This is a genomic window from Streptomyces avicenniae, assembly GCF_000719135.1.
Lineage (GTDB): Bacteria > Actinomycetota > Actinomycetes > Streptomycetales > Streptomycetaceae > Streptomyces > Streptomyces avicenniae.
In genome coordinates, this window is the sequence record NZ_JOEK01000012.1 from 37,048 (window position 1) to 61,782 (window position 24,735).

Genomic DNA, 24,735 nt, shown 5'->3' on the forward strand with positions numbered 1-24,735 from the left:
CGGAGACACCGTGAACGACACCCCATCCCTGCCGCCACGCGACCTGCTCGCCCGCTGGGACGACCAGCAGGCCGCCTACGTCGCCCACCGCGACCTGCGCTTCGACGCCATGTTCGACGTGCTCGACCTGCACCTGCCCCCCGACTTCCACGCACTCGACCTGGCCTGCGGTCCCGGCTCGCTCGCCGACCGCGCCCTGCGCAGGTTCCCGCACGCCTCCTTCACCGCCGTCGATCACGACCCCCTGCTACTGCACGTGGCCCGCGGCGTGCTGGCCGACCATGGGGACCGCGCGAGCGTCCTCGACACCGACCTCGTCCGTGACGACTGGTCGGCGCCGCTGGCGGGCCGGACGTTCGACGCCGTGCTGTCCTCGACCGCGCTGCACTGGCTCTCCCCCACCGACCTGCTGCGCGTCTACACCCGGCTCGCCGAGCTGCTCGCACCGGGCGCCGTCCTCCTCAACGCCGACCACCTCCGCTTCGGCCCCGACCAGGAGACCCTGCGGTCGCTGTCGGCCGAGCACGACACACGGGTCCAGCGGGCCGCCTTCGCCGCCGGCGCCGACACCTGGGACGACTGGTTCGCCCTGGCGGCCGGGCAGCCGGGGATGGGCCCGGTGGCCGCGGAGCGGGAGCGCCGGTTCGCCGGGCGCCCTCCCCAGCCGCCCGCGCCGCTCCACTTCCACCTGTCGGCCCTGCGTACGGCGGGCTTCGGCGAGGTCGGCACGGTGTGGCAGTACCTCGACGACCACGTCGTCCTCGCCCGGCGATGACGCGGCCCGTCCTCGCCGCGCGCGCCCCGCTCGTGCTGACGGCGGGCGGGGCGGCGCTCACGCTGTCCCTGCTGGTTGCGGCCGGGACCGGCAGCGCCGACATACCGCCCCTCGGGGTGGCGCGCACCGTGGGCGCCCACCTCGGCGGCCCGTGGGAGACGCTGCCCCCGCTGCGTGACAGCATCGTCTGGGACCTGCGGCTGCCCCGCGTCCTGCTCGCCGCCTTGACCGGGGCCGGGCTCGCCGTGTGCGGGGCCGTGCTCCAGGCGACGACGCGCAACCCGCTCGCCGACCCGTACCTCCTCGGCGTCTCCTCCGGTGCCTCGACCGGGGCCGTCTGCGTCCTCGTGCTGGGTATCGGCTCCGGCGTCGGCTCCCTCGCCCTGCCGGTGGGGGCCTTCGCCGGGGCGCTGACGGCGTTCGCCTGCGTGCTCCTGCTGCTGGGACGCACCCTCGGCTCGGCGACCCGCGTCGTGCTGGCCGGTGTCATGGTCTCCCAGCTGTTCGGCGCGCTGACGAGCCTCGTCGTCGTGCTGGCGGGCGACGCCGACCGCACCAGGGCGGTGACGTTCTGGCTCCTCGGGTCGCTCGCCTCCGCCGACTGGACGCTGGTGGGCGTCTGCGCGGTCGGCACGGCCGCCGGGCTTGCGCTGCTCCAGCTCCACGCCGGGCAGTTGGACGCGCTGGCCTTCGGGCGGGAGACCGCCGCGGCCGTGGGCTTCGAGGTGCGCCGCTCGGAGCCCGTGCTGTACGTGGTCACCGCCGTCGTCACCGGCTGCCTGGTCGCCGCGGGCGGCGCCATCGGCTTCGTCGGCCTGCTGGTGCCGCACGCGGCCAGGGCGCTGGTGGGCGGGCGCCACACGGTCCTGCTCCCGGCGGCGGCGCTGCTGGGCGCGACGTTCCTCGTCTGGGCCGACACGGCGGCCAGGACCGTCCTCGCCCCCCAGGAGATGCCGGTGGGCGTCCTGACCGCGCTCATCGGCGTGCCCGCGTTCGCCGTGCTGCTGCGCCGCAGAACCGGTGCGCCGTGAGCGCGGGACCGGCACGGCACGAGGCGCGGGAGCTGCACTGGCACGCCGGGCGTCTGCGCGTCCTCGGCGGGATCACGCTCGCCCTGCCGCCCGGCCGGTTCACCGGGCTCGTCGGCCCGAACGGATCGGGGAAGTCCACGTTGCTGCGGCTGCTCGCCGGGCTGCGCGCGCCCTCGGCGGGACACGCGCTGCTGGACGGCGAGGACGTGGCGGCGACGGGACGCCGCGCCGTGGCGCGCAGGCTGGCCTTCGTCGCCCAGGACGTCGCGACCGACGTGGACATGACGGTACGGGAGGTGGTGACGCTCGGCCGTGCCCCCCACCGCGGGCGGACGGCGGCCCCGGCCCCGCGGGACCGGGAGGCGGTGGAGCTGGCGATGGCCCGCACGGGGGTGTCCTGGCTCGCCGACCGGTCGTGGCCCACGCTCTCCGGCGGGGAGCGGCAGCGCGTGAACGTGGCGAGGGCGCTCGCCCAGGAACCGGCCGGGCTCCTGCTGGACGAGCCCACCAACCACCTGGACGTCCGGCACCGGCTCGACCTGCTGGGGATGCTCTCGGCATCGGGCGTCACGGTCGTCGCGGCCCTCCACGAACTGGAGCTGGCCGCGCGCTACTGCGACCACCTGGTGCTGCTCGACGGCGGCCGGGTGGTCGCGTCGGGCAGCCCGGCGCAGGTGCTCACCTCCCGCACCCTGCGCGAGGTGTACCAGGTCCGCGCCACCGTGCGTGAAGGCCCGGACGGACGCCCCGACCTACGGCTCGACCCGCTCGACCCGCCCGGCGGCGGCGCGGCGCGGGAGGGAGGTCAGACGTCGGCCTCGGAGACGACGTAGATCCGCGGCCGTTCCTCGCGCGTCAGGTCCACCACGACCGCCACCTCGGGCTCCTCGGGGGACTGCTGCACGGTGACCCCCGCGTACGTCCGTGACGGGTCGTCGAACGACCAGCCGACCGTGTCGGCCTCCGCGTCGGGGATGGTGATCCGGCCGGGGACGAGATCGGCCGGTTCCGCCCCCAACTCGTGCAGGAAGCCGCTCAGTTGGTCGGGAGAGCAGCGGAACTCGGTGTAGAACGTGCTGCTCTCCCAGGCGTTCGTCTCGTAGTAGCCGACGTACGCGGCGCCGCCGGGGATCGGCACGTCGTAGATGCGCCGCTGCACCTTGCTCGGCCACTCGTAGATCAGCGCGCGCGCCGACGCCGTGCGGGCCTTGTCCTCGCCGCTGTCGCGGCTCTGGTAGGCGGACAGCGCCAGGTAGCCCGCCGGGACGGCGATCAGCAGCGCCACGAGGACCGCCACGAGCCAGCGGTGGCGCGGGCGGTGCGGCGGGCGCTGGGCCGGTGCGGCGGACGGCGGCGGCGTCGTGGTGGTCGTCATCAGCGGTTGGTCCGTCCCCGGGGTGGCAGGCGCAGGTCGAACGTGGTCCTGTGGACGCGCTCGGCGCGGCGTCGGTTGGCGCGGCGGAAGCGGCGGGCGACGAGGCGCGCGAGGTCGGCGGCGCCGACCATCCCGGCGTCGGTGCCCAGCTCTGCGCGGACGATGGTGGCCTCGGGCCGGTAGCCGCGGCCGGTGAGCTGGCGGCGGAACGCCTCCCTGGCCGGGCCGATCAGCAGGTCGTCGGCCTCGCTGACGCCGCCGCCGACGACGAAGCGCGCCGGGTCCAGGGCGGCGGCCAGGTTGGCGATGCCGACGCCGAGCCAGCGGCCGACGTCCTCCAGCAGCTCGACGCACATCGCGTCGCCGCCGCGCGCCAGTTCGCTGATGAGCGGCCCGGTGATGTCGCCGATGTCGCCGCCGACGCGGTCGAGGATGTGGTGGGCGACGGGCGAGTCGGCGGCGGCCAGTTCACGGGCCTCCCTGACGAGCGCGTTGCCCGAGCTGTACTGCTCCCAGCAGCCGCGGTTGCCGCACGGGCAGCGGTGGCCGCCCGGCACGACCTGCATGTGGCCGAACTCGCCCGCGACGCCGTACGCGCCCCGCTTGACCTTGCCGCCCTCCAGTATGGCGCCGCCGATCCCGGTGCCGAGCGTGATCATCACGAGGTGGTCGGCGCCCCGCCCGGCGCCGAAGCGCCACTCGCCCCAGACGGCGGTGTTGGCGTCGTTGTCCACCATGATGGGCACGGCGAGGCGGGCCGCCAGCGCGTCGCGCAGCGGCTCGTTGCGCCAGGCCAGGTGGGGGGCGAACAGGACGGTGGAGCGGTCCGTGTCCACCCATCCGGCCGCGCCGATGCCGACGGCGTGCACGTCGTGCCGGTCGGACAGGTCGAGGACGAGTTCGGCGATGGTGTCCTCGACGACCTTGGGGCTCTTGGACTTGTCGGGCGTCTCGGTGCGTACCCGCTCCAGGACCGTGCCGTCCGGGTCCACGACCCCGGCCATGACCTTCGTGCCGCCGATGTCGATGCCGACGGTCGGCACGCGGGGGGCGGACAGGTGTGAGCGCCGCTCGCGCGTGGCGGCGGCGCTGCGCACCGTCGCCCGGACCGTACGGCGGTTGACTCGCTCACGGTAGGTACTCATCGGCTCGATTCTGCCCTACCCCGGGGCGGGCCGGGCGGCTGCCCACCGGCTGACACGGCGGCGCGGCGGCTTCCGGCCGATGATGACGGCGGATCATGTCAGGGGAGGAAGGAAACGCCGTGCTGGGGGAAGAGGAGTACCGGGCGCTGAGCGCCCGCGCGATCGCGGCGGCCGTGGGGGCGCGTGAGCTGTCGGCCGCCGAGGTGACGGAGGCCGCGCTGCGGGCGATCGACCGGTGGGACGGCGGGCTGCGGGCCTGCGCCGCCGTCTGGCCGGGACGGGCGCGGACGCGGGCCGCGGCGATCGACCGGGTGGTGCGCGGCGGGGCGCGGCTGCCGCTGGCGGGCGTGCCGGTCGTGGTGAAGGCGCCGGAGGGCCGTACGTCGTTCCAGTCGCGGCGTCTGGCGGCGGCGGGCTGCGTGGTGGTGGCGGCCGGGTCGGTCCCGGCGGGGCGCACGTACCGGACGTGGGGGGCGACGGGGCGCGGGCCGACGCGTAACCCGTGGCTGCCCGACCGCTCCCCCGGCGGCTCGTCGGCGGGCTCGGCCGTGGCGGTCGCGGCGGGCATGGTGCCGCTGGCCACCGGCAGCGACGGCGCGGGGTCGCTGCGCATCCCCGCCGCCTGGTGCGGGGTCCACGGCCTGAAGCCGACGAGCGGGCGGCTGCCCGCGCGTGACCGCGCCGGGCTGACCCTGGGCGGGCCGCTGACGCGCGACCCCGCCGACGCCGCCGCCTGGCTGCGTGCCGTGACGGGCCACGACCCGGACGCCGCCGCGCCGCCAGGACGGCCGCCGCGCGTCGTGTGGTCGGCGACGCTCGGCTTCGCACGGACGGAGCCGGAGGTGGCGCGGGTGGCGCGGGAGGCGCTGTCCGCGCTGGTGGCGGACGCGGGGCTCGTGCCCGTGGACCGGCCGGTGCGGCTGGCCGATCCGGAGGCGGCGTGGCGGGCGCTGCGCGTGCCGGGCGGGGAGGGGGACGCGGCGGCGCGGGCGCTGAACGACGCGCGGCTCGCGGACGTGTTCGCGGGCGCCGACCTGCTGGCGACGCCGACGACGCCCCACCCGCCGCACGGCCACGACGGTCCTGGCGCGCGGATGACGACGGCGCTGACCTGGGCGTTCAACCTCAGCGGCCATCCGGCGGCGAGCGTGCCCGCCGGGACGACGGCGGCGGGCGAGCCGGTCGGGTTGCAGCTCGTCGCGCGGCACGGCGCGGAGGCGCTGCTGCTGGCGGTGGCCGCCGCGCGGGGCGCCGTCCGGCCGGTCGGGGGCTGACGCGCGTTCAGCCGGGCGCCGTGCGGCGCGGCGGCCGGGCGGCGGGCTCGCGCGTCCCGTCGTGGCCGACGAGCAGGGAGCGCGGGAACGACGGGCCCCGGGGCGGGCGCGGCGCCGCGGCGAGGTCGTGCAGGAGCGCGGCGCTGTCGTCGTCCGCCGGGTAGTAGGACTCGACGGAGATCTCCTCCAGGGTGATGTCCTGCGGGGTCCCGAACGTCGTCACGGTGGAGAACAGCCGCAGCTCGCGGTCCCCGAGGCGGAAGATCATCGAGGTCGCCACCTCGGGCTCCTGCCGGGGGAAGGGGCCGCCGGGGGCGTCGGGCGCGTCGCCGGGGAAGTACGCGTCGAGGAGGGCGACGGTCTCCTGGTCCCCCGACCTGGCGGCCTGGCGCACCAGCCGGGCGCGCAGGTACGCGCGGACCTCGGGCAGGTTGACCATCAGCGGCGCGAGGCCGCGCGGGTCCAAGCCGAGCCGCACCATGTTGACCGGGGCGCGCAGCAGCGCGGGATCGACACCGGTGACGAGGCGTTCGACCGGCGCGTTGACCAGGACGATGTTCCAGCTCCGGTCCACGACGACCGCCGGGTAGGGCTCGTGCGCGCGCAGGACGCGTGCCACGGCGGCGCGGACGGCCGCCATGTCCGGCTCGTCGAGCGGGCGCTCGCGGTAGCGGGGCGCGAAGCCCGCCGCGACCAGCAGCCGGTTGCGGTGCCGCAGCGGCACGTCCAGGTGGGTCGCGAGCCGCAGCACCATGTCGGCGCTCGGCCGGGACCTGCCCGTCTCGACCAGGCTGACGTGGCGCGGCGACACGTCGGCCGCGAGCGCCAGGTCGAGCTGGCTGAGCCGCCGGCTGTGCCGCCACGCGCGCAGCATGCCGCCCACCGTCGTCTCCACGGCCCCGACCCTAGCCGCGCCGCCCGACCAGGTCCATGAACTGCGGTTTCATCGACACCGCCGGGGCCGCGCGGCCACACTCCCCGGCATGAGCAACGATCCCAAGACCCTCGTCCTCACCTGCCTGGAGCTGTACGGCAAGGGTGACCTGGACGCCGTCGCGCCCCTGATGCGCGAGGACTACACCGACCACGGACTGCCGTTCCAGACCTCGACGCGCGACGCATGGCTCGCGGTGGCGCGGGAGCTGCCGCTCACCTCGCTGCGGATGGACATCCGCCTGTGCGTGGCGGAGGGCGACCACGTGACGCTGTTCTCGCGGCGCTGGCTGCCCGGCGGGGAGCTGGACATCGCGGTGGCCGACGTCTTCAGGGTCAAGGACGGCCTGATCGCCGAGCGCTGGGAGGTGGTGGAACCGGTCCTGGCGGACGGCCCTGAGCCGCTGGCGGCCCTGTGAGCGGGGCCGCCAGGACCGGGGCGTTCACCAGCGCACCGGCAGGGTGGACGGCCCGTGGAACAGCGTGCCGGTGCGCCAGCCGCCCGGCTCGCCGTCGAGCGTGAGACCGGGGGCACGCGCCAGCAGCGTGCGGACGGCCGCCCTGGCCTCCAGGCGGGCGAGCGGGGCGCCGAGGCAGTAGTGGATGCCGTGCCCGAAGGCGAGGTGCCCGCCCGTCTCGCGGCGGACGTCGAAGCGGTCGCCCTCCGGGTAGCGCGCCGGGTCGCGGTCGGCGTCGGCGATCGTGGCGAGGACGGCGTCGCCCGTCTCCACCCGGGTCCCGGCCAGCTCGAACGGCACGGTCGCGAAGCGCATGGTGGCGACGGGCACGGGGGCGTCGTAGCGGAGCATCTCCTCGACGGCGCCCTCCACGAGGGACGGGTCGGCGCGCAGCGCGTCGGCCTGCTCGGGGTGGCGCAGCAGGGCGAGGACGCCGTTGCTGACCAGGTTGACCGTCGTCTCGTGCCCGGCGACGAGCAACAGCCATGCCATGCCGACGAGTTCGGCGGCCGAGAGGCGGTCGCCGTCCTCGTCGGCGGTGTGCAGGAGGGCGCTCATCAGGTCGTCGCCCGGCCGCGCGCGCTTGGCGGCGAGGAGCGTGTCGATGTACGCGGTCATGGCGTCGCGCGTCGCGCGCTTCTCCTCGATCGGCCGGACGCTGAACAGGCGCGCCGTCCAGTCGCGGAACGTCTCGCGGTCCAGGAACGGGACGCCGAGCAGTTCGCAGATGACGGTGATGGGCAGCGGGAACGCCAGGCTGTCCACGAGGTCGGCGCGGCGGTCGGGCGCGGCGAGCATGGCGTCAAGGAGCGTGTCGGTGATCTCCTGCACGCGCGGCGCCATCGCGGCGACCCGGCGGGGGGTGAACTCCCGCACGACCAGGCGCCGCAGCCGGGTGTGGTCCGGCGGGTCGAACAGCAACATGTGCGGGGCGGGCGACAGTTCGAGCGGCGGGTCGCCTGGCTCGCGTGACGGGAAGACCTTGCTCAGCCGCGGGTCGGCGAGGACGGCGCGCGTCTCGTCGTAGCCGACGACGAGCCATGCCTCGTTGCCCTCGGCGGTGCGCACGCGGTGGACGGGGCCGCGCTCGCGCAGTGTGGCGTAGAAGGGGTAGGGGTCGCGGAGGAATCGTTCCCCCAGCAGGCCCAGATCGATGACGGCCTCGGTGGTCATGCTGCACCCTCTGCCTCGGTTCTGATCCCGGCCCATGCTGGTCGGCGGCCCGCCGGGGGGTCAACGGGGGCTTTTCGGCCAAAGAGGGCGGCGCCGGGACCGTGTGGGGGGAGACGGTCCCGGCGCCTGTGGGGGGACGGGGCAGGGGCTCAGCAGGAGTGGTCCACGAGGTCGAACGACGCGTAGTGGTCGGCGGTGTAGTAGTCCTCCTCGTACTCCTCGCCGGTGACGATCCGCCGGGCGCCGCGGGTGCTGCTGCCCGGGGTCTCGACGGTGTACTCCGCGTAGTACCCGGTGGGTTGGGGCGGCAGGAGCCCTTCGCGGTTGTGGAAGGTGCCGCCGTCCTGCGGGTACGGGTAGGGGCCGCCGCGGGCGATGAGGTCGAGGGTGTCGTGGGCCTGGGAGGGCAGGTCCGTCCAGCAGATGTCGCCGACGTCGGCCGCCGTCCACCCGGCGGTCGCGGCCGTCGTGGCGGGGACAGGTGCGGGTGTGGCCGTGGCGCTGGTCTGTCCGGTGAGCAGGAAGGTCGAGAGCAGGGCGCCGAGGGCGCCGATCCGTACGCCTCTGGCGCGAAGGTTCATGCCCATGCCACCAGGATGACGCGCGTAGCGCGGGGCGCGTCAACGGCGCCAGGCCGATGTTCCCGAGGAGTTCACACCCGCGGGCGCGGCCCACACCATCCCCGCACGGTGCCCGCGCGATCCGCCGCCGACCGCCGCGAACGTCAGGTTTGTCCCGGCGCCGCCGGACTCCACGTCAGGTCGGCGTGACGGGCCGCCAGCCGGGCGGCCCCGGCCGGGGTCGGGCTGCCGTGCAGCCGCAGCCGGGCGATCCCGCCGTCCGGGAGGACGTCGAGGCGGGCGTGCGTCGCGGGCGGCGCGGGCGCGGGGAGCGGCAGCCGGTGCGGCGTGTCGGGGAGCAGCGCCGTCGGCGGCAGGACCTGGTGCCAGGTGTCCGGTTCGGGCCCGTCGGCGTCGCGGACGGACAGGGCGGCCCAGCCGGGCGCGTTGCCCTTGTACGTGCCGGTGTCGATCTCGACGGCGCGGACGACGGCCTGCGCCGCGAGGCGGTAGCCGAGCCAGTCGTTGCCCGGCTCGCGGCGGCGGCGCGTCTCCCAGCCCTCGTCCATGGCGCGCGCCCTGCCGGGGTGGGTGGTGTGGACGGGCGGCGAGTAGAAGCGGTCGGACGCGTCCTCGGCGAGGCCGCCGTGTTCGAGCGCGACGAGGTCGAAGGTGCCGAGGGCGGCGAGCCAGGCGGGGTCGGGCACGGGCTCGCCGTACGCGCGCAGCCGGGCGATCCCGCCGTCCGGGTACTGGCTGAGCCGCAGGTGCGTGACGCGGCGCGGGCGCGCGGTGACGGTGAACGCGTTGGCCGCGTGGCCGCCGACCGGTGTGCGCGGCACCAGTTCGGTCCAGCTCGCCGGGTCGTCGGGGGTGTCGGTCGCCTCGACGCGCACCGCCGCCGGGTGGTTGCCGCGGAAGTGGGCGGTGTCCACGACGAGTCCGCGCACCAGCCCCGGCGCGCCGAGGCGGACGAGGGCCCAGTCGTGGTCGTCGTCGGCGGGGAGCTGCGTGGTGGGGCCGGTGCCGCGGCGGCGGCGCGTCTCCCAGCCGTCCATGATCTTGCCCTTGTGGCCGAAGGCGAGGGGGTCGAAGCGGGCGGGGCCTGGGAGGAGCAGGTTCTCGCGTTCGGCGAAGAACTCGTCGCTGGCGGCCACCACCGAGCCGCCGAGCCTGCGGTCGGCGAGGTCGGGCAGCACGGTGAACGGGAGCGCGGCAGGGGCGGGCGCGCGGTAGTCGGCGTACGGGTCGCCGCCGCCGTACGGGGCCGCCTGGCCGGTGAAGCGGACGGGGTCCGCGCCGGGGGTCTCGGTGCTCACGCCGGTGTCCTCTCGATCAGGCCGCCGAGCGGCCCCGTGGTCCTGCCGCGTTCGGCGACGAGCCGTCCGCGCAGCCAGGTGGCGGTGACGACGCCGTCCAGCGTCCGGCCCGCGTAGGCGGTGACGGGGTTGCGGTGGTGGAGCGCCGCCGGATCGACGGTGAAGCGTTCCTCGGGCGCGAGGACGGCGAAGTCCGCGTCGTGGCCGGGGGCGATGGCGCCCTTGCGTCCGGCGAGCCCGGCCAGCGCGGCGGGGGCCGTGGCCATCCAGCGGGCGACGTCGGCGAGGCCGTGGCCACGTGCGCGGGCGGCGGTCCAGACGGCGGGCAGGCCGAGTTGGAGCGAGGAGATGCCGCCCCAGGCGGCGCCGAAGTCGGGCACCTTCAGGTCGGGGGTGCACGGGGAGTGGTCGGAGACGATGCAGTCGAGCGTGCCGTCGGCGAGCGCGGCCCACAGGGCGTCCTGGTTGGCGGCCTCCCTGATGGGCGGGCAGCACTTGAACTCGGTCGCGCCGTCGGGGACCTCCTCGGCCGTCAGCGTCAGGAAGTGCGGGCACGTCTCGGCCGTGACGCGGACGCCGGAGGCGCGGGCGGCGGCGAGCAGCGGCAGGACGCGGGCCGAGGAGAGGTGCAGCACGTGGACGCGCGCGTCCAGGCCAGCCGCCAGGTCCACGAGCCGGGCGACGGCGTCGTACTCCGCGGCGTGCGGGCGGGAGGCGAGGAAGTCGGCGTAGCGGCGGCTGCCGTCGGGCGCGGGCGCGGCGTCGAGCCTGGCGGGGTCCTCGGCGTGGACGATGAGCAGCGCGCCGAGCGCCGCCGTCTCCGTCATCGTCCGCGCGAGGTCGCCGGGCGACAGCTCGGGGAACTCCTCGACGCCCGAGGGCGACAGGAAGCACTTGAAGCCGAAGACCCCCGCGGCGTGCAGCGGCCCGAGATCGGCCGTGTTGTCGGGCAGGGCGCCGCCCCAGAAGCCGACGTCCGTGTGCACCCGGCCGCGCGCGGCGGCGCGCTTCACGGCGAGGTGGGCGGGCGTGGTGGTGGGCGGCACGCTGTTGAGCGGCATGTCGAGGACGGTCGTGACGCCCCCGGCCACCGCCGCGCGGGTCGCGGTCGCGAACCCCTCCCACGCGCTGCGGCCCGGGTCGTTGATGTGGACGTGCGTGTCCACGAGGCCGGGCAGCAGCGCCGCGTCGCCGTGGTCCACGAGGTGGACGCCGGGCGGCGGCGTGCTGTCGTGGGGCAGGACGGCGGTGATCCGCCCGTCCGTCACCGCGACGCAGGCGGCGCGCACCCCCTCGGGCGTGACCACGCGCCGGGCGCGCAGCAGCAGGTCCGGCTGGCCTGCCGGTTCGGCGGGACGGGACAACAGGGGCTCCCTTCACCACACGGCGCGCGGCGGCGTACGGGGGCGGTCAACTGTTTGTTGAAGCGCTCGTCGGAGCGATCCTCCGGGGGCGGGGGCGCCGCGTCAAGGGCGGGTAGGCTGCGCCACGTCCGCTCCTACCGAATGAGGTACGCGACGTGCCGCCCACCGACGTGCGCAGGCCCTCCGCCACCGGCGGGGTGCAATCACTCGAACGCGCCTTCGCCCTGCTGGAGCACATGGCCGACGCGGGGGGCGAGACGGGGCTCAGCGAGCTGGCCACGAGCAGCGGTCTTCCGCTGCCGACGATCCACCGCCTGATGCGCACGCTGGTCGCCTGCGGGTACGTCCGTCAGCAGCACAACCGCCGCTACGCGCTCGGGCCGCGCCTCATCCGCCTGGGCGAGAGCGCCGCGCGCCCCCTCGCCACCTGGGCCAGGCCGCATCTGGCGCGGCTCGTGGACGAGACGGGCGAGACGGCGAACATGGCGCTGCTCGACGGCGACGACGTGGTCTACGTCGCACAGGTGCCGTCGCGGCACTCCATGCGCATGTTCACCGAGGTGGGCCGCCGGGTCAGGCCGCACGCGACGGGGGTCGGCAAGGCGCTGCTCGCCGGGCTGCCCGACGACGAGGTGCGCGCGCTGCTGGCCCGCACCGGCATGCCCGCCGCGACCGAGCGGACGATAACGACGCCCGACGCGTTCGTGGCCGCGCTGGGGGAGGTCCGCGCCGACGGCTTCGCGCTGGACGACAACGAGCAGGAGATAGGGGTGCGCTGCGTCGCCGTGCTCGTCCCCGGCTCGCCGACGCCCGCCGCCATCTCCGTCTCGGGCCCTGCCGGACGCGTGACCGACGAGGCCACCGCCAGGATGGCGCCGCTGCTGCGCGAGGTCGCGCGCGAACTGGCCGCCGCGCTGGCGGGCACACCCCGGCAGGGCTGAGCCCGCGCCGCCCCGCGCCCGGGGCCCCCTGCGCCTACGCTGGCCGCATGACCGGGAACGGGACCGTGATCGCCGGACTGCTGCTCGCCGCGGGCGGCGGGCGACGGCTCGGCGGGCGGCCGAAGGCCCTGCTCTCCCTCGACGGCCACCTGTTCGTGGAACGGGCGGCTGCCGCGCTACGGGCGGCGGGCTGCTCCCCCGTGCACGTGGTGCTGGGCGCGGCGGCGGACGAGGTCGTGCGGCGGGCCGGTCTGACGGGCTGTGCCGTCGTCCGTAATCCCGGCTGGGCCGAGGGGATGGGCTCCTCGCTGCGCGCAGGTCTCGCCTCGCTGCCGCCGGGGACGGACGCCGCGCTGGTGGCGCTCGTGGACCAACCGCGCATCGGCGCCGCGGCGATGGCCAGGGTGCTGGCGGCCCACGGCTCGGCGCGGACCCTGGCCGCCGCCACGTACGGGGGGCGGCGCGGGCATCCGGTGCTCCTCGGGGCCGCGCACTTCGACGGCGTGGCCGCGTCCGCGCGCGGCGACCGGGGCGCCCGCGCCTATCTGGCCGAACGGGACGCCGAAGTCGTCCGCGTGGAGTGCGGCGACATCGCCGCGCCCGACGACGTCGATGAGCCGGAGGACCTCATTGATCTTCCGTCATGAGGAAACTAACATCCATTCACCGTCTGCCCCGAAGGAGTGACCGACCCATGTCAGCCGTCACCGTCGAAGCACCGAGGAAGGCGCCCCGGCAAGGCGACGTCCTCACCGAAGAGGCACTGGACTTCCTCGCCGCGCTGCACCGCAGGTTCACCCCGCGCCGTGACGAGCTGCTTGCGCTGCGGAAGGCGCGGCGCGCGGAGATCGCGCGGACCGGCGCGCTCGACTTCCTGCCGACCGCCCGGGTCCGCGACGACGAGTGGCGCGTCGCCCCCGCGCCGCCCGCCCTCCAGGACCGGCGCGTCGAGATCACCGGGCCGACCGACCGGAAGATGACGGTGAACGCCCTCAACTCGGGCGCCCGCGTCTGGCTCGCCGACTTCGAGGACGCCTCGTCCCCCACCTGGGAGAACGTCATCGGCGGGCAGGCCAACCTGAACGACGCCTTCACCCGGCGCATCGACTTCACCGACGACCGCGGCAAGCGGTACGCGCTGAAGCCGGACGAGGAGCTGGCCACCGTCGTCACGCGCCCGCGCGGCTGGCACCTGGACGAGCGGCACCTCACCGTCGAGGGCCGCCCGATCCCCGGCGCGCTGGTGGACTTCGGCCTCTTCTTCTTCCACAACGCGGCGCGCCTCGCCGCGGCGGGCAGGGGCCCCTACTTCTACCTCCCCAAGCTGGAGTCCCACCTGGAGGCCCGGCTGTGGAACGACGTGTTCGTGTTCGCGCAGGAGGAGGTGGGCATCCCCTTCGGCACGGTGCGCGCCACCGTCCTCATCGAGACGATCACCGCCGCGTTCGAGATGGACGAGATCCTCTACGAACTGCGCGACCACGCCTCGGGGTTGAACGCGGGCCGCTGGGACTACCTGTTCTCGCTCATCAAGAACTTCCGTGACGCCGGCCCCCGGTTCGTCCTCCCGGACCGGGCCGCCATCACGATGACCGCCCCGTTCATGCGCGCCTACACCGAGCTGCTCGTCGCCACCTGCCACCGGCGCGGCGCGCACGCGATCGGCGGCATGGCGGCGTTCATCCCCTCGAAGGACCCGAAGGTGAACGCCGAGGCGTTCGCCAAGGTGCGGGCCGACAAGGACCGCGAGGCGCAGGACGGGTTCGACGGCTCGTGGGTCGCCCACCCCGGCCTGGTGCCGGTGGCGCGCGAGGCGTTCGACGCCGTCCTCGGCGACCGGCCGCACCAGAAGGACCGGCTGCGCGAGGACGTCAGGGTCACGGCCGACCAGCTCCTCGCCGTGGACGCCCTCGACGCCTCCCCCACCTGCGACGGGCTGTGCAACGCCCTCCAGGTCGGCACGCGCTACCTGCGGTCCTGGCTGGACGGCCGGGGCGCGGTCGCCGTCTTCGACCTGATGGAGGACGTCGCCACGGCGGAGATCTCCCGCTCGCAGATCTGGCAGTGGATCGACGCGGGCGTGACCCTCGACAACGGCGAGCGCGTCACGCGCGAGTACGTCCGGCAGGTCGCCGCCGACCAGATGGTGAAGATGCGCGACGAGGTCGGCGAGGACGCGTTCGTGGGCCACGGCTGGGAGGAGGCGTACGAACTGCTGCTGCGCATCGCGCTCGACGAGGAGTACGTGGACTTCCTGACGCTGCCCGCCTACGAACTGCTCGACTGAGCACGCGCCCTCCCGCCCGGTCCGGCACTCCCCCGCGGATGCCGGACCGGACAGGGCCCGGCTGCACGGCCGTTCTCGCCGGGCACGGGAACACCCGCCCGCGGGGCCCGGCCGACAGGGCGCGGAGGGCACGTACGCACGGGGCCCCTCCAAGCACTGCCGTGCACCGCCGGGCGCGACCTGGGCGCGCCCCGCGGTTCCCCCCTTGCACGCCCCACGCTAGGCCCCGGCACCACCGCCCGCCACCGTGCACGGTGCCCAACGCCCCGCCCTCACGGTGCACGGCGCCCAGGCCGTCCCGCGCAGGTCACCCGGCGTCGATCGCCAGGGCGTGCACGAGGTCGTGGACCCCCGAGCCGGTGCCGAGCAGGTCGCGTCCGACGAGCTGTTCCACCGTCCGCAGCCGCGCCCGCACGGTGTTCCGGCTGCTGCCGAGGCGGGACGCGGCCCGCTGCGCGTCGGCGTTCTCCTCGATCCAGGCCCGCGCGGTGGTGAGCAGTTCGGGACGCCCCGGCGGACGCAGGGGCGCCAGCAGGGCGCGGGCCCAGGCGACGGCGGGCGGCGTGGCCAGGAGTTGGGCGAGCGTGGGCGCCGGACGGTCGGGGCCCTGCGCGGCGCCCGACGGCGTGAGCGCGAGCGCGAGGGCCAGCGCGGCGCGCGACCTGACGTCGCGCAGGCCGAGCCCGAGGGCCGCTTCCACCGGGCGCAGCCGCGCCGTGACCGTGTTCCGGCTCAGCCCGGCGAGCCGGGCGGCGCCCACGCGCGAGAAGGACAGGACGAGGCGCAGGAGTTCGACGGTCGCCGCGGGCACGTCCGCCAGCGGCCTGAGCAGTCCCTCGGCCCAGGCGCGCGCCGCCGCCCGCGGCAGCAGCGTCTCCAGCGGCGAGGGACCGGCGAACTCGGCCGTGCGGTCACGGGCGGCGCGGGCCATCGCCAGCGCGTTCCTCGCCTCCTCGTACGCCACGGCGGTCGCGCCCTGCGGGTGCGGCGCGCTGATGCCCAGGGCGTAGCGGGCGTTCTCCGCGACGAGCCCGCGCAACAGGCCGCCCAGGTCGGCCGGGGCGTCGGCCCCGGGGCCGCCCGACCGGCCGGGGCCCGCGGGCACCAGGCAGATCAGATGGTCGTCGTAGACCGGGCAGCGCACCATGAGGCCCCGGCCGTGGTACCCGGCCCGGTCCTCGTGACGGCTCGCCAGGCGCTCCCGGTGGTCAGGGGGGCAGCGCAGCAGGTGGACGCGGACGAGGTCGGACCCCAGGAGGGCGGGCACGTTCCCGGTGGTCATCCGCCTGGCCAGCTCGGGACGGCCCGCCATCAGCGCCATGAAGACCGCGACCCGCAGCTCCCCCGCCTTCCGCCGGTAGGCGTCCGCGGCCTCCTCGGCGCGGGACGCGCCGCGCAGCAGGGCCAGGAGGCTCGCCGTGTGCGAGGCGAGGGCACGGGCCGGGGAGGGGAGCGCGGCGGTGTGCAGCAGCGCGAGCACGGGACGCGGCGGGACGGCGCCGACCGCCTCCAGCGTCAGGCGGCCCTCGCGCGTCTCGTGGACGGCGGCGGCCGTCCCGCCGTCGCGCAGGCGGCGCAGGAGCGGGCGGAGTCCGTCCAGCGCCCCGTGGGGGAACCCGGTGGTGGCGGCCTCCACGCCCCCCGACTCGCCGACGAGGGCCGCCTCCGCGCCGATCCGCCGTGCCAGCCAGGCGACCAGCTCGGCCGGAACGGGCCAGGCGCCACCGGCCGTCCGCCGTCCGAGGGTGCGCAGCAGGTCGTCGAGCTCCGTCTCGGCCGCCAATGCGGCGCCTCCTCCCACCCGGTGTCCGCCGCCTGCGTCCAGGCTAAGCGGAACCGGCGGCCCACGGCCCGGGCGGAACGGCCGGGGCGCGTGCGCCGTCAGGCGGAGCGGCCACGGCCCCTGGGCGGGCGGCGGATCTTGACGGCGCGCATGTCGGTCACGGCGATGCGCCGGGCCGTGTAGCGGTACCCGTACGCGTCGAGCGCCGCGAGGGCCCGCAGCGTCGCCTCGTCGTCCCCGTCCTCCGGCTCCTCGGCCGGTACCTCGCAGCGGAAGCTGAACACCGCGACGCTGCTGTCGAAGGTGAACGCACCGGCCTCGGTGTACGCCGGGCCGACCGGGACGCCCTCCCCCGCGCGCAGCGCCGCGCGCTGCGCGTCCGTCAGGCCGTCGAACGTGCCCCTGATCGTCACTCGGAACACCGCGTGTTCCCTCTCTGCTCGTGTGCGTGGGCCGCCCCCGGGGCCCCTGGCCCGTGCGGGCGGCGGACAGTGGACCACGCGCGCGCCCGCCGATCAATCGATATACGGGGACGAGGAGATGCCGGTTGCGCGGGGCATGCCATGTTTCCGGATAAGAGAAACACCAGCGCTAAAACACCGTCACGAACGGGATTTCTCAAAAAAGCCTCAAGAGGTTGCCGGAGCATACGCGGCGGGGGATAGGGTGTGACCACCGTCGCGCTTCGGTTTCGGCCGGGCGAACGGTGTCCCCCTGAATACGGAACGTATCCTGCCCGGTGAATTCACCGGGCGCGGCGACTCCCCTGCCGTTGCGGTACGTTCCGCCCCGGCCTGCTCCGGCGGTGGATTCCACCGCCGGAGCAGGCGTCAGCAGGCCGGGGAATTCACTGTTCAGGCGGACGTGGCCCAGTCCTTCAACGCCTTCGCACTGGAGAAGTCCGCGACATTTCTGTCCAGCGGATCGCTGGTGTATTGATGAATACGCCACTTGGCCTGGATACGCGGTTCTCCCGCCGTACGGTAATCGGCAATCCACAGGCCGTCGCCGGCCTGGGACGTACGGTCACGGTTCAGCCAGAAGTCGCGATTGCAGTAGAGAAGCACCCGGTGACGGGGGCGCAGTCGCTTGACCTCGGCGAGGAAGGCGTCCTTGTCGGCATTGCTGGCAGAGGTGCCCTCGGGCGTGGTCTCCCAGTCCACGGCGAGGAGGTCGCCGTCCTTCGCGGCGCAGTGCTCGACGAAGTACGCGGCCTGCGACGCGATGTTGCCCGGCCACAGGAAGTGGTAGAAGCCGACGACGCAGCCCGCGTCCCGCGCCTTGTCGGCCTGTTCTCGCTGCTCGGGACTGACGTAGGACCGCCCCTCGGTCGCCTTGACGACGACGAAGGCGAGGCCGTCCGTGCTGAAGGAGCTGTTGTGGGCAGAGACATCGACACCATGGAGCATGGGGGGTTCCTCCACTTACCGTAGCCGCTCGCATACTTATGGTACGCAAATGGGTGAATGGGACACCTCCCCCCGGCCGGAGCCCGTCGAGTTCAGGCCATGGTGGTCGGCCGCCGCCCGTGGCGGCGGTCGGCGCCGCACGGCGCGGGGACCGGCCGGGCGGGGCCGGGCGGCACCCCACGCGCACCTCGCGGCGGACGCCAAACCATCAGGACCGGTGACGCGCCGGGCGTGAGGTCACCGTGATTCAGGCCGATTCCCGGCCGTCCCCGCGGCGCGCATGCCGGCGAGCGCGGACGCGAGGAGCCGGTCCGCCTGGTCACGCGTGCCCTCCCCCACGGCCCACGCCACGGCGCTCACGAGCGTGAACACGTCGCGCTCGGTGACGTCCGCCCGCAGTTCACCGGCCGCCCTGGTGCGCGCCACCAGCTGCCCCGCCGCGCCGAGCAGCGCGTGACAGGCGGCGTACAGCTCGGACGTCTCGTCCTCAAGTGCCCGCAGGCAGGCGGCGGACAGGCCCCGGTAGCGCGTCGCGTGGTCCACCGCCGCGTCGATCCAGCGGCGCAGCCCCTCGAACGGCTCGGTACCCGCGGCGAGTTCGGCGGCGCGCCCGGCGAGCGCGTCCATCCGCTCCCGCAGCAGCGCCTCCAGCAGCGCCTGGCGGGTGGGGAAGTGCCCGTAGAGCGTGCCGTTGGCGACACCGGCGGCGCGGGCGATCTCCTCCAGGGACGCGTCGGTGCCGCGCGCGGCGAACGCGGCGTCGGCCGCGGCGAGGAGACGTTCCTGGTTGCGGCGCGCGTCGGCGCGCATCCGGCGCGGGCGCGGCTGCTCGGCGACCACCATGGGAAACCCACCTTGCGAAGTCGAGACTGTCTCAGTATTTTTCTCGGGACAGTCTCATCTTAACTGCGACGCGAGGTGTCCCATGCCCGAGACAGCACCCCACGACGGACCGGTCCTGGTCACGGGCGCCACCGGACGCCAGGGCGGCGCGACCGCCGCCCACCTCCTGCGCGGCGGCAGGCCGGTGCGCGCCCTCGTCCGCGACCAGGCCGCGCCCGCCGCCCGCGCCCTGGCCGCCGCGGGCGCCGAGCTGCGCACCGGGGACCTGGACGACGCGGCCTCCCTCGCCGCCGCTGCCGAGGGCGCGGGCGGCGTCTTCGCCGTCACCCCGGACGACCCCGACCCGGAGCGCGAGGCCGCCAGGGGCGTGCGGCTCGTGGACGCCGCCGCGGAGGCGGGGGTGGGCCATGTCGTGTTCACCTCGGTCGGCGGCGCGGACCGCGACAGCGGCTTCCCCTACTGGGCGGCCAAGTGGCGCGTCGAGCGGCACCTCGCCGCCTCGGGGCTGCGCGCCACCGTGCTGCGGCCGGTGCGCTTCATGGAGAACCACACGATCCCCGGCCTGCCGATCGGCGGGATCACCGGCGACGCGCTCGTGCACTTCTTCCACCCGCAGGCCCCCGTGCAGCTGATCGCGGCCGACGACATCGGCGCGTTCGCCGCCCTCGCGTTCGCCGACCCGGAGCGCTACGCCGGGCTGGCGCTGGAGCTGGCAGGCGACGAGATGACGTCGCCGCAGGCCGCCGCCCTGATCGGCCGTGCCCTCGGCCGCGACCTCACCTACCGGCAGGTCACCCCGGACGGGACGACCCCGGGCGCCGCGGGCGCCGCGGACGCGATCGCGGCGGTGTCGCGCCGCACGACCGGCATCTGGCGGGCCGACATCCCGGCGCTGCGCGCCCTGCACCCCGGCCTGATGGACCTCCCCACCTGGCTGGAGCGTGGCGGGGCGGCCCGCGTCGCGGCGCTGTTCACGGACTGACGCCCGCCCTGGGGAGGGCACGCGCCGTCACAGCGTCCCGTCGCGCACCACGCCCTCCATGATCAGCCGCACCGTGCGCACGAGCCCCGTCATGGTCCGCCTGGCCTGCGGCGTGTCCGCGTACGCCGTGTTGACGTACAAGCCCGCGTCGTTGCGGTGGAACCACAGGAAGACGCCGTTGCTGCGCTCGGCCCAGACGTGCCCGTGCGCCTTCCGCGCCGCGTGCAGCGCCGCGCCCGGCGTCTTCCTGAAGTCGAGGAACGAGAAGAAGTTGACGGCGAACGGCCAGCTCCTGGACCGGGGACGGTCCGGCGTCAGCAGCTCGGGCAGCCGCACGAACGGCACGTTGACGCTCTTCAGCATGACGGCCAGCGCCGACCCCACCGAGGAGACCGTCGCCGCGAAGTCCGTCGCGCCCGCCACGGAGAACTCGACCGGCAGCGTGTTCACGTACCAGCCCATGCTGTGCGCGTAGACGTGCCGGTTGCGGCGGCTGACCGGCAGCAGGCCCCGGTACGTGCCGGGCCCGCCCTCCCGGTGCAGGCCGACCGCCAGCGCCGTGAGCACCCCGGCGGGCAGGCTGCCCTCGGCGGCGCGGCAGCGGGCCTCGAAGACGTCGGGTTTCTCGCCGGTCAGCAGCGCGTGCGTCTCGTTGACGACCGGGTACAGCGCGCCGGGCTCGACGCCGAGGTCCAGCGGGAACCGGGGGAATATGCCGCCGTTCCGCTCCATGAACCCCTTCCAGTAGTCGAGACGGGCGTCGTCCTGGCCGAGCGACCGCCCGCGCCTGCGGTCCTGTTCGGCGAAGTCGAGGTAGCTGCCCGTCTCCGGCAGGGCGACCTCGCGTCCCCTGGACAGCGCCTCGTACGCCGTCGCGATGTCCTCGATGACGAGGGCCGTCGAGACGCCGTCGGTCACCAGGTGGTCGCACGCGAAGTACACCGTCGTGGACCGCGCGCGCTCCACCGCGCCCATCACGAACCAGGGGCCGCGCAGCGTGTCCGTGCCCTGGAGGAAGCGGTGGACGTACGCCCCGACCGCGGCGTGCGAGGTGAACGGGCCGACGTCCACCAGGTCGAGCTTGATCTCCTCCGGGTCGAGGACCTCGACGCCGAGCGCGTCCCCCTCCGCGCGGAACACGCAGCGCAGCACGTCGTGACGGCGCACGAAGTGGAGCAGCGCGGCCCCGAGCGCCTCGCGGTCCAGCGACCCCTGGATCTCGAACGACCCGCCGACCGACGAGGGACAGGGCACGTTCTCGCGGTCCATGACGCGCGCGACGGCGAAGTGGTCCTCCTGGATGTACGAGGCGGCCGGGCGCGGGCGGGCGGGCCCGGCGGACCCGCGCGTCGCGGTGATCACCTTCCACTCCATGGCGTGCCCGGGTGCGATCTCCAGGTCTTCGACGGGAATCTGAAGCACTTCGGCCTTTCGTGCCGTCTGCCGTGGGCCGCCGCCCGATGCGGGCTGCGGCCGGACGCGGGCGGCTGTCGGTTGCGGGTTGCCAAGTGGGCCAGTGGGCCGGCGGGCCGGTGGCCGGGACGCCGCGGCCGGGCCGGAGACCGCGGCCTCGCGCACCGGCCGCCGCCTCCGTCACCGCGCCCACTCATCCGGGCTAACGAGCGGCCCCGTGCGCGGTGACGGGCCGGGCCGGGCCGCGCCGCGCGGCACCGGCCGCGTGCGCCCGCCCGGTTCGCCCCATCGGGTGATCTTCTCGGCCGGGCGCCGTCCGGTCGGCGGTGGCGCGCCACCCTGGTCGCACGTGCCAGGCCCGTCCGGCGCGTCCCCGCCGCCCCGAAAGGCCACAGGTCCCCCATGCCTCCCTCCGCACCGCCGCCCAGGAGCGGCGCCTGCCCCTTCCCCGTCAGCCAGGGCCCCACGCTCAACCCCGCGTTCGCCACGCTGCGGCAGGGCCCGTTGCCGCGCGTGCGGCTGCCGCACGGCGGCGACGCCTGGCTCGTCACCGGGTACGACGACGTGCGGACCGTCCTGTCCGACGCGCGGTTCAGCATCTCGGCGCCGCAGGACGGCGAGCAGCCGCGGATGCGCAGCGGCGCCAGGGCCGTCAGCGGGCTGTTCGCCCTCGACCCGCCGGAGCACTCACGGCTGCGCTCGGTGGTCGGGCGGAACTTCACGCCGCGCCGCGTCGAGCTGCTCCGGCCGAGGATCGCGGAGCTGACGGCGGCCTGCCTGGAGCGGATGGAGGCGGCGGGGCCACCGGCCGACCTCGTCGCCTCGCTCGCCACGCCGGTGCCGACCGGGGTCGTCTGCACGATGATGGGCGTGCCCGAGGAGGACCACGGTCTGTTCGAGGGCTGGGCGCGGCTCATCCTGTCCCACGACGCGCGGCCGGAGGAACTGGCCCGCAGGTTCGAGGACTTCAGCGCCTATCTGCGCGAGATGGTCGCCCGGCGGCGCAAGGAGCCGACCGACGACATCATCGGCACCATGGTCCTGGCCTGCGACGAGGAGCGGCGCATCTCGGAGCCCGAGCTGTACGCCGTCGCCGCCGACCTGCTCAGCGCCGGTTTCGTGAGCACGTCCGACGCGCTCACGGCCCTCGTCCACGGGCTGCTGTCCGGTCCACGGCGGTACACGCGGCTGGTGGAGCGGCCCGAGCTGATCCCGGGCGCGGTCGAGGAGATCGTCCGGCACATGCCGCTGCTGTCGTCCTTCACCTTCCCCCGGTACGCCACCGAGGACGTCGATCTCGGCGGCGTGCGCGTGCGCGCGGGCGAGCCCGTCGTGCCGGTGGTCACGGCGGCCAACCACGACCCGGCGGTCTTCGAGAACCCGGACGTGATCGACCTGGAGCGCGTCGGGCCGCCGCACCTGTCCTTCGGGCACGGCCCGCACTACTGCATCGGCGCGCAGCTCGCCAGGTTCGAACTGCGTCTGATGCTGGAGGCGTTGGTGCGCCGCTTCCCGCGCCTGGCGCTCGCGGTGCCGCAGGACCGGCTCGTCTGGCGCTCCGGGCATCTGCTGAACGGCCTTGAGGAGCTGCCGGTCACCTGGTGACGCCCCGGGGCGGGGCCGGGCGCGTGCGTCCGGCCCCGGCCCGTCAGTGCTCCCAGGGCCAGGCGGCGGAGCGCCCGGCCTCCAGCAGCGGGACGGCGCGGAACGCGTGGTCCGTGAGGCCGCCGAAGGTGTGGCGGTTCCGGCCGCCGGAGGGCGCGTGGCCCGCGTAGTAGCCGACGAGGTTCCACGTGTACAGCGGCACGCGCTCCGGCACGACGTCGCCCGGGTCGCTCCGGCGCCCGTACCCCGTCTGCTCGTCCGTGACGATCAGCACGCGGTCGTGCCCCCGGTAGTGGAGGCGCACGGCCTCGGCCGTCTCGGTGCCGCCCAGCGCGCCGAAGCGCTCCAGCACCGGCAGGGCGGACTCGCCCCGCGTCAGGTCGATGCGGTGGCTCGTCGTGCCGAAGGCGACGAGGTCGGCGTCGGCCGCGCGCTGCGCCACGGTCGTGCCGAAGACGGCGGCGGCGTCCGCGTAGGTCAGCCCGGTCTTCTCCGACATCGCGTGGAACATCGAGCCCGACCGGTCCACGAGCACCAGCGTGCGGCCCGGCAGCGCCGGGACACGTGCCGTCGCGTGCCCGAGGGCGCGCTCCAGCGGCCATGCCCAGCGCAGCGAGCGTGCCTCGCGGTGCGCCGCGAGGAAGCGGAACGGGAACTGCCGCGAGGCGGCGACCTCCTCGGGGTCGGCGAGCCGGGCGGCGACCGCCTCGGCGGCCTTGTCGCCGACGCCCGTCGCGTCGAAGTTCCGGAGGTTGCGCAGCAGCGCCATGTAGCCCATCGACGGGATGACGGCCTCCCAGGCCGCCGCGTCCATCGGGCCCTGGAGCCAGCCCGCGAGCGCCTCCCACGTCATACCGGCGCGCCGCAGCGTCTCCGCGGCGCCCTCGCTGTGGACCAGCAGGCGCCGCTGACGCACCGGGTGGGCCATCAGTTCGGCGCGGGCCCGCAGCATGGTGAGGCGCGCCGGGATCTCCTGGTCGCGGCCGTGCCTGCGGTCGATGGCGTGCCGGAACAGGTCGCCCTGCCACGGGCGTTCGGGGTCGGGGGCCGGGTGCGTCAGCTCCAGGACGTCGCCGAAGCGGAAGCCCCTGAGGGCCGTGTCGTACTTCAGCAGCGAGCGCTCGGTCCACAGCGCGCGCACGGCGTCGGCGATGCCGCGCTTGACCGGCTTGGGGACGGCGCGCCCGTACCGCGCGGTCCACAGGGCCAGCAGCTCGCCGGGCTCGTCGGCGCGCCGGAGCACCGAGGCGACGGCCTGCCGCGTGTGGCCGTGGGCGCCCGCCTGGAGGCGTGCGTGGGCGAACTCGGCGGCGCCGACGAGCGCGGCCGTCCGCATGTTCGCGTCGCCGCGCAGCCAGCCGAGCAGCCCGGCGGTCCACGCGGGGTCATCGACGGCGGCCTGCCGCAGGAGCGTGGTGTAGCGGTCGTCGCGGGTCGCCCGGTCCTCGTAGAACGTCTCCTGGCCGACCAGGTTCGCGACCGCCAGCAGGAACAGCTCCGACCTCGCGTCCCGCCGGTGTCCGCTGCCGCCCTCGTACGTGGAGGTACGGGCGCCGGTGGAGGTGACGGGCGAGGTGGGTGCCGTGCGGGCGGTGCGGACATTGAAGCGGGCCATGAGGATTCCCTGCGGTTGACGGGAGGGGAGGGAGGGACGCCAGGGGTCGTCACGGACCGCCCGCACCGGCGGGAACCGGTGGGGCGGCGTCCTCCTCCATGCCTCCCGAGATCAGGTCGGCGGCGGGGAGAAAAGGAAGTATCCGCCACCCGCGCACCGGGAGGGGCGCGTGGAGTACTGGTGCGGTGCCCGGAGTTCACAAGGGCGACGGCACAAGGTGCTCTGTCCCTTGAGCTACGCCGGGGCGAAACCCGGCGGTGGGACTCGAACCCACACCACCCGATCCGATGTCGAAGTATCCGTCGCGTTCGCACCCGGACACCGCAGGCTTATCGTACCGGTCTACGGAGGAGCCTCATGTGATTAAAAGGCTGCGCGGACAGCCGGGGCGGGTGGACAAGTGACCCGGAAGCAGGCGGACATGGATCCGCGCTGCACGGAGTCGTCGGC

23 protein-coding genes are annotated in these 24,735 nt (G+C 75.4%); 10 read left to right on the plus strand and 13 right to left on the minus strand.

From position 1 onward, the window contains the following. The first annotated feature begins 10 nt into the window (after positions 1-10). From IF27_RS20480 to IF27_RS20490, 3 genes are read left to right on the plus strand one after another with little or no spacing between them, the layout of a single operon-like run. The gene (locus IF27_RS20480) at positions 11-775 is read left to right on the plus strand and encodes a class I SAM-dependent methyltransferase (protein ID WP_223291134.1); all 765 of its coding nucleotides are present in this window, start codon (positions 11-13) and stop codon (positions 773-775) included. Then, positions 772-1,806, plus strand: coding sequence for a FecCD family ABC transporter permease (locus tag IF27_RS20485; RefSeq protein WP_052851146.1), 1,035 nt, complete (start codon positions 772-774; stop codon positions 1,804-1,806). The genes IF27_RS20480 and IF27_RS20485 overlap by 4 nt, the downstream gene beginning before the upstream one ends. Then, complete coding sequence (locus tag IF27_RS20490; RefSeq protein WP_052851147.1) at positions 1,803-2,639, plus strand: ABC transporter ATP-binding protein; 837 nt, start codon at positions 1,803-1,805, stop codon at positions 2,637-2,639. The genes IF27_RS20485 and IF27_RS20490 overlap by 4 nt, the downstream gene beginning before the upstream one ends. Here the strand turns inward: IF27_RS20490 and IF27_RS20495 are convergent. Then, entirely contained in the window at positions 2,612-3,181 is a 570-nt protein-coding gene (locus IF27_RS20495; protein ID WP_052851148.1) for a hypothetical protein, read from the minus strand. The two genes, IF27_RS20490 and IF27_RS20495, sit on opposite strands and share 28 nt — an antisense overlap. After that, a complete protein-coding gene (locus IF27_RS20500; protein ID WP_052851149.1) occupies positions 3,181-4,326 on the minus strand; it encodes an ROK family glucokinase in 1,146 nt (381 codons plus the stop codon). Before IF27_RS20500 ends, IF27_RS20495 begins: the two co-directional genes overlap by 1 nt. 119 nt (positions 4,327-4,445) lie before the next feature. Between IF27_RS20500 and IF27_RS20505 the strand changes: the two genes are divergently transcribed. Further along, positions 4,446-5,600 (plus strand): amidase family protein, encoded by a 1,155-nt coding sequence (locus IF27_RS20505; protein WP_223291135.1) that lies wholly within the window; start codon positions 4,446-4,448, stop codon positions 5,598-5,600. A gap of 7 nt (positions 5,601-5,607) precedes the next feature. On the opposite strand, the gene IF27_RS20510 is transcribed toward IF27_RS20505, so the two are convergent. Further along, positions 5,608-6,474: a helix-turn-helix domain-containing protein gene (locus tag IF27_RS20510; protein ID WP_110946087.1), complete on the minus strand. Its 867-nt coding sequence runs from the start codon at positions 6,472-6,474 to the stop codon at positions 5,608-5,610. 109 nt (positions 6,475-6,583) lie between these two features. Between IF27_RS20510 and IF27_RS20515 the strand changes: the two genes are divergently transcribed. Beyond that, complete coding sequence (locus IF27_RS20515; protein WP_052851151.1) at positions 6,584-6,952, plus strand: nuclear transport factor 2 family protein; 369 nt, start codon at positions 6,584-6,586, stop codon at positions 6,950-6,952. A 24-nt stretch (positions 6,953-6,976) separates the two neighbouring features. Here IF27_RS20515 and IF27_RS20520 read toward each other — a convergent pair whose 3' ends face one another. The 4 genes from IF27_RS20520 to allB all read right to left on the minus strand — a co-directional run bounded on the left by IF27_RS20520 (position 6,977) and on the right by allB (position 11,407). Then, positions 6,977-8,164 carry a cytochrome P450 family protein gene (locus IF27_RS20520; protein ID WP_052851152.1) on the minus strand — a complete coding sequence of 396 codons (1,188 nt, stop codon included), beginning with the start codon at positions 8,162-8,164 and terminating at the stop codon, positions 6,977-6,979. 149 nt (positions 8,165-8,313) lie between these two features. After that, a complete protein-coding gene (locus IF27_RS20525) occupies positions 8,314-8,745 on the minus strand; it encodes a guanyl-specific ribonuclease (protein ID WP_052851428.1) in 432 nt (143 codons plus the stop codon). A 143-nt stretch (positions 8,746-8,888) separates the two neighbouring features. Next, positions 8,889-10,043, minus strand: a complete 1,155-nt coding sequence (gene alc / locus IF27_RS20530) for an allantoicase (RefSeq protein ID WP_052851153.1) — start codon at positions 10,041-10,043, stop codon at positions 8,889-8,891. Continuing rightward, positions 10,040-11,407 (minus strand): allantoinase AllB, encoded by a 1,368-nt coding sequence (allB, locus tag IF27_RS20535; protein WP_052851154.1) that lies wholly within the window; start codon positions 11,405-11,407, stop codon positions 10,040-10,042. Before allB ends, alc begins: the two co-directional genes overlap by 4 nt. Positions 11,408-11,562: 155 nt before the next feature. Here allB and IF27_RS20540 point away from each other — a divergent pair, with 155 nt between their 5' ends. Genes IF27_RS20540 through aceB form a run of 3 tightly spaced genes read left to right on the plus strand, consistent with a single transcriptional unit; the run spans position 11,563 to position 14,635 of the window. Next, a complete protein-coding gene (locus IF27_RS20540; RefSeq protein WP_052851155.1) occupies positions 11,563-12,348 on the plus strand; it encodes an IclR family transcriptional regulator in 786 nt (261 codons plus the stop codon). 47 nt (positions 12,349-12,395) lie between these two features. Next, positions 12,396-12,995, plus strand: a complete 600-nt coding sequence (locus IF27_RS20545) for a nucleotidyltransferase family protein (protein WP_052851156.1) — start codon at positions 12,396-12,398, stop codon at positions 12,993-12,995. A gap of 47 nt (positions 12,996-13,042) precedes the next feature. Continuing rightward, positions 13,043-14,635 (plus strand): malate synthase A, encoded by a 1,593-nt coding sequence (gene aceB / locus IF27_RS20550; protein ID WP_052851157.1) that lies wholly within the window; start codon positions 13,043-13,045, stop codon positions 14,633-14,635. Between the two features lie 307 nt (positions 14,636-14,942). Here aceB and IF27_RS20555 read toward each other — a convergent pair whose 3' ends face one another. The 4 genes from IF27_RS20555 to IF27_RS20570 form a co-directional block, all read right to left on the minus strand. Continuing rightward, the gene (locus IF27_RS20555) at positions 14,943-16,418 is read right to left on the minus strand and encodes a helix-turn-helix domain-containing protein (protein ID WP_223291136.1); all 1,476 of its coding nucleotides are present in this window, start codon (positions 16,416-16,418) and stop codon (positions 14,943-14,945) included. 98 nt (positions 16,419-16,516) lie between these two features. Beyond that, a complete protein-coding gene (locus tag IF27_RS20560) occupies positions 16,517-16,840 on the minus strand; it encodes a DUF6204 family protein (RefSeq protein WP_052851158.1) in 324 nt (107 codons plus the stop codon). 432 nt (positions 16,841-17,272) lie between these two features. Continuing rightward, positions 17,273-17,827 (minus strand): glycoside hydrolase family 25 protein, encoded by a 555-nt coding sequence (locus IF27_RS20565; RefSeq protein WP_052851159.1) that lies wholly within the window; start codon positions 17,825-17,827, stop codon positions 17,273-17,275. A gap of 237 nt (positions 17,828-18,064) precedes the next feature. Further along, entirely contained in the window at positions 18,065-18,670 is a 606-nt protein-coding gene (locus tag IF27_RS20570; RefSeq protein WP_052851160.1) for a TetR/AcrR family transcriptional regulator, read from the minus strand. Positions 18,671-18,752: 82 nt separating this feature from the next. Here IF27_RS20570 and IF27_RS20575 point away from each other — a divergent pair, with 82 nt between their 5' ends. Continuing rightward, the gene (locus IF27_RS20575) at positions 18,753-19,652 is read left to right on the plus strand and encodes an NmrA family NAD(P)-binding protein (RefSeq protein ID WP_052851161.1); all 900 of its coding nucleotides are present in this window, start codon (positions 18,753-18,755) and stop codon (positions 19,650-19,652) included. Positions 19,653-19,679: 27 nt separating this feature from the next. Here IF27_RS20575 and IF27_RS20580 read toward each other — a convergent pair whose 3' ends face one another. Further along, positions 19,680-21,074: a condensation domain-containing protein gene (locus IF27_RS20580; protein ID WP_052851162.1), complete on the minus strand. Its 1,395-nt coding sequence runs from the start codon at positions 21,072-21,074 to the stop codon at positions 19,680-19,682. 393 nt (positions 21,075-21,467) lie between these two features. Here IF27_RS20580 and IF27_RS20585 point away from each other — a divergent pair, with 393 nt between their 5' ends. Continuing rightward, positions 21,468-22,670 (plus strand): cytochrome P450, encoded by a 1,203-nt coding sequence (locus IF27_RS20585; RefSeq protein WP_052851163.1) that lies wholly within the window; start codon positions 21,468-21,470, stop codon positions 22,668-22,670. A gap of 43 nt (positions 22,671-22,713) precedes the next feature. On the opposite strand, the gene IF27_RS20590 is transcribed toward IF27_RS20585, so the two are convergent. Continuing rightward, entirely contained in the window at positions 22,714-24,285 is a 1,572-nt protein-coding gene (locus IF27_RS20590) for a TROVE domain-containing protein (protein ID WP_052851164.1), read from the minus strand. Positions 24,286-24,735 lie beyond the last annotated feature (450 nt).